The following is a 16,352-nucleotide window of genomic DNA, read 5'->3' as shown; positions in this document are numbered from 1 at the left end:
AATGGATAAATATTATAAAGAAAAAAGTATTAATGAAATAGTCGAAGAAAATGAATTTGTAAGTGTTAGTGGAAAAATGGTAAGTGATTTAACGGTTAAGGCATGGAACGATGGCAATGGTGAGAATCTCATTTTTGTTTTGAATGATGGTGTCAGCAATCTAAAGTGCATTATTTTTGTGAAGTATAAAGACTATGATAAAAATAATATAGAAACGATTAAAAACTTTTTTATTAAAGGACATTTTTATGAATTGAAAGGCAGAACAAGCGTAGACGAAACGTACACGAATTTTAGTGTAACATCTGCTCATATAGGTAATATCATTGCGCCTACTATGCAATTGCAAGTAGATATGGAGGGCTGTAAAGATATAACGAATGATATTGGGCATAGAGTAGATACCGATGAAATGGGGCGAGTTGAATTTAAAGCGATTAGTCGATATTCCACTATGCAAAGCATTGTAAAAGAAGCAGCCGCTATAGAGTTGACCAATAGATTTAATTATCAAGGATTAGGCTTTGTAGAGAAAGGAACTGTTCGCGGTTTCCCTTTGATTGAGCAACAATTTAATCAATACAAAAAGGTAATAGCTGAGGAATATAAGAATAATTTAAATAAAGAGATTCAAAAACGCTTAGAGAATATCGAAAAATTGAAGATGTTTTATGGTGTTGATTTTTTAGTTAATCAAAATCGGTATCTACATTACCTAGTAAATAGTGAGAAATTATGTGAGAAAAGTGATGAGAACAACAGTGAGAAATTTTTGAGAAATACGAAATACCTTGTATTTGACATCGAAACGACAGGTATTTACCCACTTTTAAATGAAATTATTGAGATAGGAGCAGTAGTTATAGAGAACGGTGAGGTTGTTAAAGAGTTTAATGAATTGATTAAGCCTAAAAATAAAATCAATCAAAAAATTAGCAACCTTACAAGTATCAGTAACGGAATGGTAGAGCATTGTGTGGATGAAGAAACAGCACTAAAACGTTTTTATGAATTTATTGGTGATGAGGAGTATGTATTAGTCGGACATAATTCTAGAGATTTCGACATGAATTTTATCAATGTAAGAAGCAGAATGTACAAGCTGGATGAGAAATTAAATGATTTTGCCTTAATTGACACCCTATATTTAAGTAAATTTGTAGAGGAAGAAGTTTTAGCGAAGCAAAGAAAACGCAAGAATTATAGCTTAAAGAGCATGTTAAAAAAATATGGTATCAAGATAGAAAATCACCATAGAGCTGTTTCTGATAGCTTGTATACCTTCAAATTGTTTAATAAATTGCTAGAGGATATGGAGGCTCACAATAAAGATTTAGTAGCGTGTAATGAGCCTTTAAAAAGTCAATTAGATATGCGTTTTCCACAAATGGTCACGCTATATGCCTTAAATCGAGAAGGCTTAACTTTTATTAATCAATTGAGTAGCAAAGTAAATACTGATACAGAGAATAGAGTGTTAAGCTGGGATGATATAAATGCTGAAGGGCATCGAGAAAATATTTTGGTTGTAAGCAATGGCTTTTATTGCAAAGACATTTTTGAATGCTTACTAAACGGCAAATTTGATGAGCGTGTTTTAGATAATTATGATGTGATTGGTTTAAATAGCCCATATAGTAATCATCATTATGAGGATGTACCAGTAGAAACCTTGAAGCAATTAATTAGAATTATTGATGATATATGTCAAAAGCAAAATAAAACGGTTATCAGTTTGGGCGAGGTGTTATGCCTTCACAAATATGAAGAGAAATATTTAGACATGCTGTGGTTCGATAATCGTAGCAAGGTGCTTTTAGATAAGAATATCACTATTATTCGAGAATTTTTTGATAATAAGATTCAAAAAGGACTAGATTTTAACGACATTGAGCAAGAACTATATAACAAATTTATAAAGGGCGAATTAACAGGCGATGATTTATTAAATGTTAATACTGAGGGTTTAAAACTTAAGGTTATGGGTGGGAGATTCCATTCCTACATTCAAAATAAAGAATTAGCACGAACAAACGTTTATTATAAATCAACTGAGGAATTATTAAATGAATTTGATTTTTTAGGTGAAGATAGAGCAAGAGAAATCATTTCAACAAATACCATCAAATTATTGGATAGATTTTCTCCTTATGAGGTAGTACCTACACATGCCCTAGTTAAGCCATCTATGTTAGAAGGCAATGAGAAGGAGAAAATGCTTGAGGTCGTAGAAAGAAGGCTTAAAGAGTTATATGGTGAGCATGTTGATAAGGCAGTCCAAGACAGATTAGAACTTGAACTAGAAATGGTATACAAAGGCGGCTATGAGGTTGTATTTTATGGCAGTTATTTATTGGTAGAGGAAAGTAAAAGGAAAGGCTATCTAGTGGGTAGTCGAGGGAGCGTTGGAAGCATGTTACTCGCTTATGTGATGGGCATAAGTGAAGTTAATCCATTACCACCACATTATCAATGTGATACGTGCAAAAAAGTAGAGTTTTGTGGAGATGAAAACGTAGTGTGCGGCTTTGATTTGCCTGTTAAGCAATGTACTTGTGGCGGTTCTTTAAAAGGAAATGGTTTTGACATTCATTGGAGTAGCTTTATGGGGTACAATGGCGAGAAAACGCCTGATGTGGACTTGAATTTTAGCAGCGAGATTCAAAAGCATATGATTGATTTCATTACTAGTCTATTTGGTGAGCGCAATATAGTACGAGCTGGCACAATTAATACACTTGCCGAGGGAAAAAGTAAAAAAAAAAATTATTTGGGAGTACCATAAAGTAAAGGGTAATGTAAAAGTAGAAACGCTAAAAGAACGTTACGATAATGATGTTAGTGATTTTTATGAATTAGATGATGAGGGAACTTTACATCCAATTGATTACATTCATTTTGATAAAAATAATCACAATATCATTTATATAGAAAAATTAAAACAAGAGGAAAATGGCGAACAATTAGTAGAGATATTAACATTTGATTTCGACAACTTAGTTTTTCAAGAAACGTTAGATTTTTTAAACGGTGTAGCATTTAGCAGCGGTCAACATGCTGGAGGGATGTTGGTGATTCCAGAGGAGTTAGATGTACATTATTACAGTGGTATCACCTACAGTAAGGATGGCTATGATGCCAGCAATATTACATTACAATCAGAATATAAGCCATATGAGGATGCAATTTTAAAGTTTGATATTTTGAGCCAAGATGATAGCACAAGGCTGTATTATTTGGAAAAAGAAACAGGCATTAATATTGGTGATATTGATATGTATGATACTGATGTGATACAAGAATTTGCATTAGGGCACACTGAAATGATAAGTGAATTTAACACAAACTATTTTACCAATGTCACCATGCAAGTAAGCCCTCAAAAATTTAGCGATTTAGTAGCGATTAGCGGTTTAACACATGGTAAGGGCTTATGGGATAATAATGCGGATATGTTGCTACAGAACGGCAAGACAATTAGTGAATTAATTACAAGTCGGGAAAACTTTAAAAGGCTTCTCGTTCAATATGGCATCGAAGAAACATTAAGTAATCAAATTGTGGAATTTATTCGCAAAGGGAAATTGCATAATGAAAAGAATAGAGTTACCAATTTGATTGAATGGAAAAAATATGAACAAGTTTTAATGGAGCATCATGTAGAGGAATGGTTCATTGAAAGTATCAAAAAGGTTAGATATTTATTTCCATTAGCTCACGCTGCTGCTTATGTTATTAATGCTTATAGATTAGCTTGGTTCAAAAAATACTATCCACTTGCCTTTGTGAAGGTCATGATAAATCAGTCTTTATCAGATAAAGATGTGAATAAAAGTATCTTTTTAAAGGACAGGGAGCAAATTGATAAGTTAATTTCAAAATATGAAAATCCAAAAACATTTTACACGCTGCCTAAAAAAATAAGAAAAAGTTCGGCTCAAATGTATTTTATGCGTTGGTTGTTTGATAATCATATCGAGCTATTGAGAATAGATGAAGATAAATCAGATGCAAAAAGAGCTATAATTGAAAGAGAAAAAATACGTTTACCTTATATGTTGAAACGATTTAGCATAACAGAAAGTGAATAGCAAGTGTATAAAAATCCATTCAGACCATCAAGGTAAGAATGGATTTTTATATATCACGATATAGATAGAAAAAGTAGTGCTATTATCGCTCAAAATGTTTTTTATATGTCTTGATAACATCGAGAATATATAGTTGTTCTTCTTCTGATAGTTCGTTTGCAAGGGCATAAATGTCTGCAAGCACTTTAGCACTTTGAGCAACATCCTCTTTTTCATGCATTTCCCCTTCACCATTTAGCAGCCATTCTTTATTGATTTTTAAACATTGGCTAATGGCGTTAATCACAATCATCTGTGGCTCAGTTTTATTTTTTTCAAGATTAAAAATAACACCTCTTGATACACCAATTGTTTCAGCAAGTGCCTCTTGTGTGAATCCCTTACCTTTTCTAGCATGAGTTAATCTTTCTCCTAAAGAATCCATTAAACTATCACCTCGTAATTTATTATAACCAAATTAAAAATCATTATCAAAGCATTTTTGCTTTGTTAGTGAAAATAATATAATTATTTTGCATTTACAATGAAAAATAGATATGTTACTATTCATTTGTAAAGCAAAAATAAGGTGGTGGATGAATTGGTAAAGCAGAATGAAGCCGTTTCATCGGTTCGGATTCTGAATGAAATCATTGACACGGCAAATGAGCTACCAATTGAATGTCAGGAAAGAATTCTTGATATTTTACGTGGTATGTCATTTACGAAAAAATCTTTGGCAAAAGAATCCGAACAATTAGATGAGTCTAAATAGTAGAATAGCAGTCAATACCATGAGCAAATCCACACTAGATAACAAGTTTATTTAAAGGGTTTTAAAGGCTATTTTTAATACATTTTATAAATAGCCTTATTTTTTATAATTTTTAGGAGGCGAAATAATGAGAAACAAAGTGAAATTAGGTATGTGTGCATTATTAGTAAGTAGTTTAGTAGGTGGAACTTTAAGTACAAGTGACATGGTAGCATATGCATCAAGTCATGTAGCGCAACAGGTAGGCAATCCGTTTAAAGATGTGAGTAAAAAGGATGCTGCTTATGAAGCCATTTTATGGGCTAGTAAAGAAGGTATTGTTAGCGGTTATAAGGTTGGCACATTTAAACCAAATGATAAAGTCACAGAAGCCCAATTTGCAAAAATGCTAGTGAATTACTTTAAACTGGATGCTGCAAAAGGCACGTTAATGAGAAATAGTGGGGAACGGCATTGGTCTGATGATTTTTATGACCAATTAGCAAGCTATAGTGTGCCATTAAACGGTTATGTCAATGAGATACAACGTTTTGAACCTGTGAAACGTGGTGTTGTAGCCGAAGCACTCGCTTATCTTGCAAAGGATGAGATGACTTTAAAAGATAGCATCCAATTTTTATACGATAATAAAGTATCAAGCGGTCAAAACCCAACAGAAAAATTGATTGAGCAACATTTTGGCTATGCGAATGATGTCACTCGTTCACAAGTGATTGTCTTCTTTTATAAGCTACATTTAGCGAATATCAAGTCAGTACAAGGAAAACAAGCACTTAGCCAATATGCTTCCAATGATGACATTGAGAAACTAGCAAAGCAAGGTACTAGCTATCTGTTTTATCTATTGACGAAAGGCAGTATACATGTAGATTTAGAAAGAGGAAAAATCCGTCAAGAAGAAACAGAGGACTACAATAAACGATATAAAGCATTATTTGATTCAGCTACGTTTAAATTTGCAGAGCGTGTAAAAAATAAAAGTGCTGGTCATGAATTGTTTGATTTTAAAGCGTTGGATAAGCTGGAAAAGGAATTAAAGCCTGAAACGATTCAATACTTAAATCAACATTATGTAGTAGACGGAGCAACAAGTGGTGATGACCATTATTTAATATTCTTTGTAGATAAAAACGACAAGTATCTAACAATTAATTATGGGTCAAATGATTTCGCTACAACATTATACGGGAAACGTAAATATCATGTAAGAGCTACAGGGAACACACCTACTGCGAATCAAGCATTGGCTATGATTGTGAGTGACATTACAGGGGAAAAACGAACGACTACTGAAATAGATTCCTATAAAAATTGGATAGATAATAAGAAGAATTTATCATATGAATATGGCTACGCTGGGAATCTTGTAGTTCGTTTTGGTATCAAAACATATTTAACAGGTTTTCCATATAAAGATGGCGAGTTTAGTTTTACTTATTTCCCCGATAAAACGAGAAATGGAGATTATGAGTAAGAATAATCATTTAAGAAGTTGATACTATATAACAACTTTGCATAACATAGCGATTGATAGAGTAGACGAAATATACTTTAGTTACTGTTCATGCAAAGTTGTGATTTTAATAACGGTTGTACACATGACTGTATAAATAAAAATCACTGTAAAAAGGGAGTGGCAATTTTGAAAAAGAATGTCTTTCTATTATTTATGATAACAATACTATTAGTTGGATGTAGCAGTGGGAAAGGGGGAACTAAAACAACTGAAAAAGACGTTGTTCAAGCAACCGAAGATACATATAAGGATTACTATGGTACATATTATAAAGTGCAAGCAGGACAGCTAGATGGTAATTATTTTGATGATTACGAAACGGTTCCGTTAGAGGACTTTGATGGTTACACAACGATTCAGTTAAAGAGTGATGGCACATATATTGATAAATATGATAGCTATACACAAGACGGTGTTCTATTTAGTAAAACCACGAACAAATATGAGTATAAATTTGATGGTTTTAATGTAGTTCGTAATAGAAATATTAATGAAAATAATTTTAAATCCAAAAAAAGTATAATACTATATGATGGAGAGCATTATTATAAAAAATCAGTCTTACAAGAATATTTAGATGCTGGTGCTATGATTCTTAAAGAGGATGAAAATTCAATCGTATATGATATTACGAAATGGAGAATCGCAAATAATGAGCGAGATGCTGAGGAAAATCATTTAGAGAATGACTTTGTGACAGTGGATGGGCTTTTAATTAGTGTCAATTATTATTATGATAGTGACGAAACAAAAGTATCAGTTTATGAAAAAAGATAATAATGTACAGTTTATGTGCGTGAAAGATAGCATGGACGACAAGGCTTTCAAATCAAATTCTCTGATGAATGATGGGCATATGGAAATCTAAATATGGCTAATGAATCTGATTTAACAAAATGTATTAAGCAATTTATTTACCAACAGGTGAAGAAATTGAGCAAATGGTAAATGATGAGGTGGGTATTGAATAAAAAGTTTTATAAAAATTGTAAAAATCTCTGTGAAATGTTGCAGAGATTTTTTTTGGTAACTAATAAAGAAGGAAAATCTCTCCTTTTGTAGAATATGGTCGTTAAGAGGAGATGAAAAATTTGATATTCAAAACTGATGATTTAACGAGAAAGCGATTTAAACATGCTTTAGAAATTGCAAACAATATAATTGAGGATAATGAAAGTATTTCATTAAATTCAATCAACCATCCAATTTATAAAATAATCCATATATTTGCACGAGGTATACAATCGCATTTTTTACAAAATATAATCACTACGTATGAACATGACATACCTCATCAAAGAGATATAAATTTATTTCATCCAGAGTATAATTTGATAAAAAAGCATAATATACCTACTGAAATTTTTAGCGAAATGTATACTGAAAAAGAAGTCATGATAGATTTTAGCATAGATGTTGTTCTCAGTTTCCCGTGGTCTTTAAGTAGGTTTTATAGTGTAATGGCAAATATAAAAAGAGGGGAATGGGAATATAAACCGACAAATCATATAGCTCACTACATAGAACCATTCAAAATAGGAATAATTATCAATGGGTATCATTCAAGCACAATAGGTATCCTTACATCACAAGGAACGATGCCAGCTAAAGTGATTGATATGAGTATATTCTATAAATGGATATATTCAGATGGCATATATTATTATAATCGCAGTACAAACAAAAAAATTGACAAAGTAACTTCATTTGAAGAATCTGTAATTTATGAAATAGGGAGATTAATTTATAATAAACAAATTAAAAATATCGAGTAATAAGTATTTATTTATCAAGAATAGGAGATGTAAAAATAACTCGTTCTGGTGGTACTACTAGTAACAATTTAAAACAAATTGATGAAGAGTTAAGAAAAGATACTTATGTTTTTGATAAAGTTCCAAGATGGAGAAGGGGTTAGAAGAAGAAAAAGGGAGCAATAAAAGGCTATTAGGAAAGTTGTTTTAAATGATGAGCAAAATGGAAATGAACGGAGTAAAATAAATCAATTTGGTAATATGCATACTAAAGTAGTTTATGAAAAATATTTTAGTATGCATATATCTCTATATCTTCTTGATTAGTTCTGAAATATTATTTATTAGAGATTCTTCATCAGCAGTTATATGTAAATCCACATACACTGATTGATGCGAATGTAGATGACTTTCCCAACCGTCTAACATAGAAATATAGACAGAACGGATAAAATCATCACTTATATTTTTATTTCCTACATATCCATTATTAGCTGCGAAAGTTTCATGACGCACCGCATAAAATGAGTCTTTGACCATATTAAATTCTATTAATAATAATTTACCGTTTTCATCTATAACCAGTGAATTATTACATGAATCATCGCCATGTAATAACAATTCCTTTACATCATTAAAACTAAATAGTTCTTCAGTTGGTTTTTCAATTCTATGAGAAACAATTTCTAAACTAACAATTCCTGAACCTGCTGAATTTGTACTTAACTCACCTTCTACAATATTACCTAAAAAGTTTGTGTATTTAATTGTTTTATGAGATTCAGCATAATTTTCAGCATATTTTTGAGCATCAAGATAATTTGAGAAAATCATATCATCTTCATAAAAGGTAGTAGAACGGTCATCAATCTTTTTAAATTCATTATTATTTTTCAACCTATGTTTGTCTGATATAAATCCAAAATCAATTGTGAAACGCATATTTAATAGAACACCTCACTTAATATTGTATAATACTAAAGTAACATATTTTAACATTTTTAGAAAGGCTGATATTTTATGAAACCAAAACAGAAAACTTCATTGTATAAGGTTTGGGAAGACTTCGGATTGAAAAATAATATTTATCATCCAGATGAAATTTTTTCATTTTTAGAAAAGGCTATTGAAGCTACAAATGGGCGTTTAAATGTTGATTTTTATGGAGGAGGTTATTCAGACGAATTATGTGCAATTAAACGTATAAACGATTTCTTTTATTTGTACTGGAAAGATTTCGAGGATTATTTTTCGAGAATTGATGAATTAACTGAATTAGAAATAATAGATTACCAATCTTTTGGTGGTAATACTTACATTTATCAAGTGATGAATATAAATAATTTGGAAATTCTTGAGAATGATGGGGATATTTACATTGTGGTAAGGTGTAATTACACTACAAAAAAAGAATTATATTCAAGTCTTGTTAATACTTTTAAGGTTTCTAAAGAAAAGATAATTGAAATTGAAAGTGGTCATTATATTGAATTTTTATTTAAAGATTCAAATGGATATAATCATAGTTGCCAACTTATACCATTTCCGATTAATTCGGTAATGATTCAAGAAAAAAATAATCCTTTAGATGAAAGTGTATCTAAAGTGATAATGGATATGGTTTTAATTAATGAATTCAAAGAATTATACAATGCTTGGCTAAGAGAATTATCTTCTTTAGAGGATTATATCAATAGTCGCCAACTAAAAAATTTAGGTAGCGAAATTAGATTAGAATCTGAAAGGTTACTGAAATATTATATCCTGTATAAACATTACGAGATGGATTATAAGGAATTCGAGAAGATTTCAAGCGAAATTTTATCAAAATATAGTCATTTAACATTAGGTGATTTAAAAAAGAAAATATCAACAATAGATATTCCAAATAATTTCATCGTAATTCTAAACGCACTAGCCCATGATAGCGGTAAACCACCCATGAAAAGTGACCTTGATTTTGTCCTTGAAAATTTCAGAAATATTTTAGATGAAAATTTTAAAATCTAACGGATATGAAAAACTCTTTCCTAAAAATTCGTAATAGTTCAATTGTGTATAGTAACTATTAATTGTTAAAAACAACGGAATTTTATCGAAGGAAAACATCTCCTTTTGTCGAATTTAGTAGATGAAAGGATGGGGATGTATTATGACTGATAAGCAAAAAGCAATTGATGCAATAACAAATTTTTTAAATGATACAGATAAAAGAACAATGCTAGTAAGAGGTTATGACAACGAAGCTAAGTTAAGAGTGACACTTTCTTGTTTGGAACATGTATTTGATAAGGGGATTATAAGAACGGGTTCTATGTCTGATATGCCCTACCATATTAATAGAGCGTTTAAAAAAGATTTGCTACCTAATTCAATTAAATCAACAGCTATTTATAAATTGGGTAAAATGAGTGTGAATTTTAGTAGTTATGCAACTCACACACAAAATAATCCAAGTGGCAATGAAGATACTTTTACTTTGTTTTATCCAGTCGAATCGGTACTTAAAAATTCAAAAAGATACAATAAGTTTTTGGATGAAATAAAGTGTACACAATCCAGAAAAATAATACTGATTACTACCAATGAATGGGGTATAGAAGAATGGGATATTGAAAATCATGTAGACGAAAACTTCTTCTATAGTGTTGAGAATGATAATCCTCAAATTATGAAAAACTTAAGGAATAACGGGGCCATATAAGTCTTATTTTTAGCAGATGATAAGGAGATGTTTTATGGACTGGATTGCAGATTACTATAAAAAGAATGACGATGATATTTCGGTAAGAACTTTAATGGACTATGCTAAATCAATTCGCCCAGTTAAGATATATAAATATCAACCGATTAATGATACAACATGTAAAACTCTATTAGAGCAGCAAATTTGGTTAAGTAAAAGATGTCTGCTAAATGACCCTTTTGAAAGCAATCCACTCAACCATGAAGAAAAGAATGTGCATAATATTTTATCGAAATATACTGAACCGTTAGAAGGGGCTATTAAGTCAGAATTCATTATGGAAGAGCATAGAATGCTTGATAGAATAATTGCAAATAAAATAGAGGGGTCCTATATACATGCCGTAATCGGTAGTTTCTCTACAACGAACAACAATTATGTATTGTGGGGAAATTATGCAGAAAAAAATAGCGGAATTTGTGTAGAGTATGATTTAAAGACAAGTTATTTATTTGAAGAAAAGAAAGAAAATGAAATTAATCCTCTAAATTACCTTTTTCCGGTAGAGTATAAAACCACTAGAAGTGATATTAGTGATATGATTGAAGCTGCTTCATTGAACCACAGTGGTTCTGAAAAAACAAGAGTGGCTGAATTGATTTCATTATTAGAGAAACATCCAGATTGGGCATATGAGGATGAATGGAGGATAATACTCCCTCCAAGTATTCATAAGGAACTAGATAAAAATGGTGTAAAAATATCCTTTATGAAACCAAGTGCAATATATTTAGGTTTAAACTTCAAGGAAGAATACTTACAACAAATAAAAGATTATGTAGAAAGACAAAAAATTCATTTATATCAGTCAGAAATAAACAATTCAAAAGATATATCATTTAAGTTTAAAAAAATAAATTGAATTTGTTCGTAGAGATATTTATTATCAACATAGTTTAGTGGAAGTCTAGATAATCGTTATGTTATTAAAAGTGGAGATAAATGGCATATTAAAAAGCATAATAACAATTCAATATTGCTCAATAAACGTTACCCACGTGGAGTAGCGTTTTTTTATTGCAAAATTTTATATGCATGGGCATTATGAGTTGCATTTTTGATTAACTAAAACAAAATAATTAAAAATTTACTATATTTGTATTTTACATGTTCGATACATGGTATATTAGTTATGATTAAAACGATTTAAGAGGTGTTACGAATGTCATTTTTAGAGCTTCAAGTACCAGTACAAGTAGCAATAATAACCGCTTCTATAGGAGCAATTACGTTGTTTTTAAATACTTTACTCGGGAAATTAAATCTAACTAGCCTAAAACAGAGAAGATATATTGATACCATCAGTAAAGAAAGAATTGAGTGGTTGAATAAAATTCGAGATAGCTTTGTTGAATACACAACACTTACTTCAGAACTAACAATGCTTGTAACCTTTTATGATTTAGGCAAAATGAAAGTTGATGATGAAAAAGGACAAGAGTATCTTGATAAGTTACTTCAATTGGAGGGAGTGAAACAAAAAATCTATTTGTTACTAAACCCAAAAGAGGTGTATGCAGCAAAGCTCAATTTACTCTCTGATGAAGGAACAAAATTACTGTTAAAATGTGTTAATAAACCTATAGCGGATAACGGTGATGAATTAAATAATCTAAATACTAATATAAATTTTATCCAACAAGTAATTTTAAAAGCTGAATGGAAACGAATTGTCATAGAAATAGAGCAGGGTAAAAAATTAGAATCAAAAGAAGTAAGTAAAATTTTTCAAGAAGTTGCTAAATATATTGATAAAGAACGAAATGAAAAACTCTTTTCTAAAACCTCATAACGTTCTATTATGTATAGTAATTATTATTTGTTAAAAATAACGGAATTTTATTAAAGGAAAACATTTCCTTTTGTCGAAATGAGTAGATGGAAGGAAGGTGATAAATTTGAATCAAGTAGAATTAATAACGAATGAGGATAAAAAAGAATTTCAACAAGAAGTAAACGAATTTTTAGGAAAACTTTCTAGTGACCAACTTATTGGTATCCAATATGCAACGACACCAACTGCGATTGCAACGCATTCTGAATACGGTGTTTACCCAAGTGTTGAATATTCAGCGTTAATTCATTATAAAAAGTAAGTCCCATTATGCGTAGTAACTGCTAGTCTAGTCGATTAGCAGTTTTTTATTGTCTAATAAAGAAGGGAAACATTTCCTTTTTGTCGAATAATGCTAAAAAAAGGAAGGGAGTTTGAATATGTTTTTTAATTTATTTAGAAGAAAAAATAAAGAAGAAGATACGGTGAATACGCAAGAGGATGTGAAGCAAATCCATGAAAATACTAAAACGAAAGTTATTTCTGAAATACCATTCGAGGAAAAGATAATTTATTTATTAGAAGGAAAAGAAGCAGCATTTCCTAGAGGTTTTGAGAAAGAAAAATATTTCACAGTAGCTAAAGAAGTTTATGAATCAAGTAACGCAAAAGATGTTATTGAAAAAATAAAGATAACAAGATTAACTGAAAACGTAGCTGGATACTGCATTCCCAAAGTATGCAATAATAAATTACTAATTACGATAGTAATCGAAGAATTTAAATTGGGAATTAATAGTCCAAGCAAAGTTGTACTTAAAGATGATAAATGTATTGAATTCAGAAATATATTAGCACATGAAATAATACATGCAGAAGATGAAAAGCGAATAATAGATGAATATGGTGAAAAAGAATATCTAGCTATTATTGACAATGAAATTGCAAAATTAGGGAAGACTATATTAACAGAGTATACTGCTTGTAGGAAGGCTGCTGAAAATTATGCATATTTTGATTCAACAGAGGATATAAAGAAAAAGGTGAATGGTATTGATGCATATTTAGGCTATAAAGAAATAAACGCAATACAATTCGAAAACCCAGGGGAAAAGGAACTTGAATATGCCAGGGACTTGAATTATGCAATTGCAACATGGTGTGCATTTGCAGATGTTTCAAATGAATATGAGAAAAAATTACATGTACCTACATATATAAAGAAACATAAAGAATATACAAAATATATTTTATCAGTAAGGAGCCTACTAAGAGCTAATTATGAAAAACAACCATTAAATGAAGAAAAATATCAAAAGTTAGGACAACAAATTATGAGCGAGTTAGCTACAATTTACTCTATGAATAATTAAGAAGAATAGTTCAATATTGTTCAATAAGTGTTACTCATATCGAGTAGCGTATTTTTATTGTAAATTTTTATATGTAATTGTGTGGAACACTATGAATTAAAGGCACTTAAAGACATAACGAGTTACATTTTTGAGTGTGCTGGTTACATATTTAGCTATGCCGGTTACAAATTTACCTTTGCTGGTTACATACATTTTTGCATGAAATATTAATTGTGAAATACATACTTAATTTAAGAAAAGGCTTATAAACTTTGATATATCAAGGTTTATGGAACTATGCACTTTATAAAATACTACATACTATTTCTTACAATAGATAATAAATAGATATGGGTTACATCGGTCACACTATTTTGATAGTTATGATAGATAATTTTTATTTTCTTTTAAAAATAAATTTTGTAATAAACCTTTTATGTGAAAAAGGTGTAACCAGTGTAACTGATGTAACTAGTTAGAAAAGGTAAGTAATGCACGTATAAGTCGATGTTATTTTATGACGTTTTTAGCAGGAAATCACTGGCTTTTGTCGAAGACTATTACTATAGGTAAATAACAACGAGGTGAGATTATGGGATTAAAAATGCCAAAAGCATATTCAGATAAACTGAAAAGAGATATTACTGTTGAAGAAGCTGTAAAAGAATCAATTAAAGAAGACATTTTTTGTACTAGTAAGGAGTGCCGTATTCCATTAACTTTGGTCGGTGCCTTTATGAGAAATTCTAGTCTAGTGAGTGCTCATTTTAAAAGAAGAGGAAGGGAAGAGCACAAAAATTGCGACTATAATACTCTCGGTCAAATTAATATAGCTGCGCGAGATTCAGAAGGCGCACTAGCTAGTATAAATGCTAAAAAGTATAGCTTAAGGCTGAATTTAATTTCAAAAGCAATAAAAAATAGTGATTCATCAAAAAAGAAAGAAAGCACAGATGTGGATATTGATAATACAAAACAACCAACCAAAAATTATATTTCTTCAGGGAAGATTTCAGCATATTTAGCAACCATGAAAAAAATAATGCAAATTAAATCTAAAATTGAAAATGAGAAGGAACTACGAAGTCTCATAGAAATTCAATTTAATGATAATAATATTAAGTGGTCAGACTTTTATTTTGAATTTGATGACTACGAGAAATGTTTCAGTAAACTTATGAATAATAAACTTGATTACCCTATTTGTATTGAGGGAGAGATTAAAAATTTTGAAAGAGCTACTGAGAATTTTTCATATCACACTATTAAGCTTAAACTTAAATTTCTTGGAGAAAACGAGGATGGTAAAAATAAATTCGCCTCTGTTTCTATATGGATAAGTGACGAAAATATTTTTGAAAAACTTAAAAAAGACTTTGAAAGTGGAAAGAACCATGTAGCATTTTGTTCAAATATGTGGGCCAGTAGAGTAGATAGGACAAGTGAGTTTTTAAATATAACTGGCAAAGTGTACAATATGAAGCAAATTTATATGTATTAAACAAAGGTGCTTCAAAGTATTGTAAGAGTTTAGTTATAGGTAATGGAATTTTACCTATTCAATTAGATAAAAAAACAAGTCTAAAATTTAAATTTTTTTATTTTTAAGCATTCTCATTTTGAGAGTGTTTTTTTATTTTATGTCAGGATGGTTAATTAAAGTGAATTGTAAGATAGGTATATTAAAAATGTTTTGTAAAGTGCGTAAAACTTTATAGACGTTACCTAAATGTTTTTTATATGATTTATTTATAAAATAAATATTTAGGAGGTTTGATGAAATGATAGATAATATAAATAAGTTTTTAGAGTACCTATATCCGTGTGATATTAAATATAAAGGTATGTTTTTGCTGTTTAACATAGATACAAAGATAAGTAAATTTATTGATGTACATGATAAAGATAATGTAGTGGAATATATTCAAGCAGAGGCGGCTAAGGGGTATACGGTTCAAATCAATTTAGCTTTGCAATTAGAAAAGGAAGCAAAACTAAAAAAGGTAGGAGAGGATAACACCAAGCATGAAATAGTAGCAGCACTCTATAAAAAGTACATCAATCAAGGGTATGGCTATCAAGCCGCACAAGCGGAACGAGCGTTGCGTAGTATTGAACAAAAGGAAAGAGAGTTAGGTATCAGCTTAAATAAGAAGAAAGCTGAATTACAAAATGGTTTAGTTTGCTATGATACCATGTGGCAAAAGTTAAATGAGTACAGTAATCACGATTTTCATGGTTATTTTAAAGAGGATATAGAGGTTCTTACCAAAATATATTAAAGCGTGTAAGAGGCACTTTAGAAACTATTAGCGAGGTATTCGGGCTATGGCTAGATGTTGATGTCAATATAGACGGACAT

The 16,352-nt window shown here is 30.4% G+C and carries 16 protein-coding genes; 14 read left to right on the top strand and 2 right to left on the bottom strand.

Features of this window, described 5'->3' with window-relative positions; genetic code table 11:
- The first annotated feature begins 1 nt into the window (after window position 1).
- Together ACQKNC_RS09760 and ACQKNC_RS09755 are read left to right on the top strand one after the other, a co-directional pair.
- Window positions 2-2,785: an exonuclease domain-containing protein gene (locus ACQKNC_RS09760; RefSeq protein WP_427424653.1), complete on the top strand. Its 2,784-nt coding sequence runs from the start codon at window positions 2-4 to the stop codon at window positions 2,783-2,785.
- Window positions 2,739-4,091, top strand: a complete 1,353-nt coding sequence (locus ACQKNC_RS09755) for a hypothetical protein (protein WP_427424652.1) — start codon at window positions 2,739-2,741, stop codon at window positions 4,089-4,091. The genes ACQKNC_RS09760 and ACQKNC_RS09755 overlap by 47 nt, the downstream gene beginning before the upstream one ends.
- Window positions 4,092-4,173: 82 nt before the next feature.
- Here the strand turns inward: ACQKNC_RS09755 and ACQKNC_RS09750 are convergent, their stop codons facing one another.
- On the bottom strand, window positions 4,174-4,515 hold the full coding sequence (locus ACQKNC_RS09750) for a helix-turn-helix domain-containing protein (protein WP_285394773.1): 342 nt from the start codon (window positions 4,513-4,515) through the stop codon (window positions 4,174-4,176).
- A 156-nt stretch (window positions 4,516-4,671) separates the two neighbouring features.
- Here ACQKNC_RS09750 and ACQKNC_RS09745 point away from each other — a divergent pair, with 156 nt between their 5' ends.
- The 4 genes from ACQKNC_RS09745 to ACQKNC_RS09730 all read left to right on the top strand — a co-directional run bounded on the left by ACQKNC_RS09745 (window position 4,672) and on the right by ACQKNC_RS09730 (window position 8,136).
- Complete coding sequence (locus tag ACQKNC_RS09745; RefSeq protein ID WP_427424651.1) at window positions 4,672-4,845, top strand: hypothetical protein; 174 nt, start codon at window positions 4,672-4,674, stop codon at window positions 4,843-4,845.
- A 127-nt stretch (window positions 4,846-4,972) separates the two neighbouring features.
- A complete protein-coding gene (locus ACQKNC_RS09740; protein WP_427424650.1) occupies window positions 4,973-6,319 on the top strand; it encodes an S-layer homology domain-containing protein in 1,347 nt (448 codons plus the stop codon).
- A gap of 168 nt (window positions 6,320-6,487) precedes the next feature.
- A complete protein-coding gene (locus ACQKNC_RS09735; RefSeq protein WP_427424649.1) occupies window positions 6,488-7,138 on the top strand; it encodes a hypothetical protein in 651 nt (216 codons plus the stop codon).
- Between the two features lie 314 nt (window positions 7,139-7,452).
- Window positions 7,453-8,136 (top strand): DUF6710 family protein, encoded by a 684-nt coding sequence (locus ACQKNC_RS09730; RefSeq protein WP_427424648.1) that lies wholly within the window; start codon window positions 7,453-7,455, stop codon window positions 8,134-8,136.
- Window positions 8,137-8,424: 288 nt separating this feature from the next.
- On the opposite strand, the gene ACQKNC_RS09725 is transcribed toward ACQKNC_RS09730, so the two are convergent.
- The gene (locus ACQKNC_RS09725) at window positions 8,425-9,057 is read right to left on the bottom strand and encodes a hypothetical protein (protein ID WP_427424647.1); all 633 of its coding nucleotides are present in this window, start codon (window positions 9,055-9,057) and stop codon (window positions 8,425-8,427) included.
- Between the two features lie 129 nt (window positions 9,058-9,186).
- Here ACQKNC_RS09725 and ACQKNC_RS09720 point away from each other — a divergent pair, with 129 nt between their 5' ends.
- The 8 genes from ACQKNC_RS09720 to ACQKNC_RS09685 all read left to right on the top strand — a co-directional run bounded on the left by ACQKNC_RS09720 (window position 9,187) and on the right by ACQKNC_RS09685 (window position 16,272).
- Window positions 9,187-10,125 carry a hypothetical protein gene (locus ACQKNC_RS09720; RefSeq protein ID WP_427424646.1) on the top strand — a complete coding sequence of 313 codons (939 nt, stop codon included), beginning with the start codon at window positions 9,187-9,189 and terminating at the stop codon, window positions 10,123-10,125.
- A 142-nt stretch (window positions 10,126-10,267) separates the two neighbouring features.
- Entirely contained in the window at window positions 10,268-10,819 is a 552-nt protein-coding gene (locus ACQKNC_RS09715; protein WP_427424645.1) for a hypothetical protein, read from the top strand.
- A 34-nt stretch (window positions 10,820-10,853) separates the two neighbouring features.
- Window positions 10,854-11,723 (top strand): DUF2971 domain-containing protein, encoded by an 870-nt coding sequence (locus ACQKNC_RS09710; protein WP_427424644.1) that lies wholly within the window; start codon window positions 10,854-10,856, stop codon window positions 11,721-11,723.
- 300 nt (window positions 11,724-12,023) lie between these two features.
- A complete protein-coding gene (locus ACQKNC_RS09705; RefSeq protein WP_427424643.1) occupies window positions 12,024-12,653 on the top strand; it encodes a hypothetical protein in 630 nt (209 codons plus the stop codon).
- A 97-nt stretch (window positions 12,654-12,750) separates the two neighbouring features.
- Window positions 12,751-12,957, top strand: coding sequence for a sporulation protein Cse60 (locus tag ACQKNC_RS09700; protein ID WP_402879710.1), 207 nt, complete (start codon window positions 12,751-12,753; stop codon window positions 12,955-12,957).
- Window positions 12,958-13,075: 118 nt separating this feature from the next.
- On the top strand, window positions 13,076-14,008 hold the full coding sequence (locus ACQKNC_RS09695; RefSeq protein ID WP_427424642.1) for a hypothetical protein: 933 nt from the start codon (window positions 13,076-13,078) through the stop codon (window positions 14,006-14,008).
- Between the two features lie 574 nt (window positions 14,009-14,582).
- On the top strand, window positions 14,583-15,491 hold the full coding sequence (locus tag ACQKNC_RS09690; protein ID WP_427424641.1) for a hypothetical protein: 909 nt from the start codon (window positions 14,583-14,585) through the stop codon (window positions 15,489-15,491).
- A gap of 280 nt (window positions 15,492-15,771) precedes the next feature.
- Complete coding sequence (locus ACQKNC_RS09685; RefSeq protein WP_427424640.1) at window positions 15,772-16,272, top strand: hypothetical protein; 501 nt, start codon at window positions 15,772-15,774, stop codon at window positions 16,270-16,272.
- Window positions 16,273-16,352 lie beyond the last annotated feature (80 nt).

Source organism: Lysinibacillus sp. NPDC094177, assembly GCF_050279145.1.
Taxonomy (GTDB): domain Bacteria; phylum Bacillota; class Bacilli; order Bacillales_A; family Planococcaceae; genus Lysinibacillus.
Note: the sequence above shows the minus strand (reverse complement) of the source record. Positions and strands in the feature narration are given on the sequence as shown.

Coding starts and splice junctions, on each gene's coding strand:
- ACQKNC_RS09760 (WP_427424653.1), top strand. CDS start 2: ATGGATAAATATTATAAAGAAAAAAGTATTAATGAAATAGTCGAAGAA.
- ACQKNC_RS09750 (WP_285394773.1), bottom strand. CDS start 4,515: ATGGATTCTTTAGGAGAAAGATTAACTCATGCTAGAAAAGGTAAGGGA.
- ACQKNC_RS09740 (WP_427424650.1), top strand. CDS start 4,973: ATGAGAAACAAAGTGAAATTAGGTATGTGTGCATTATTAGTAAGTAGT.
- ACQKNC_RS09725 (WP_427424647.1), bottom strand. CDS start 9,057: ATGCGTTTCACAATTGATTTTGGATTTATATCAGACAAACATAGGTTG.
- ACQKNC_RS09715 (WP_427424645.1), top strand. CDS start 10,268: ATGACTGATAAGCAAAAAGCAATTGATGCAATAACAAATTTTTTAAAT.
- ACQKNC_RS09710 (WP_427424644.1), top strand. CDS start 10,854: ATGGACTGGATTGCAGATTACTATAAAAAGAATGACGATGATATTTCG.
- ACQKNC_RS09705 (WP_427424643.1), top strand. CDS start 12,024: ATGTCATTTTTAGAGCTTCAAGTACCAGTACAAGTAGCAATAATAACC.
- ACQKNC_RS09695 (WP_427424642.1), top strand. CDS start 13,076: ATGTTTTTTAATTTATTTAGAAGAAAAAATAAAGAAGAAGATACGGTG.
- ACQKNC_RS09690 (WP_427424641.1), top strand. CDS start 14,583: ATGGGATTAAAAATGCCAAAAGCATATTCAGATAAACTGAAAAGAGAT.
- ACQKNC_RS09685 (WP_427424640.1), top strand. CDS start 15,772: ATGATAGATAATATAAATAAGTTTTTAGAGTACCTATATCCGTGTGAT.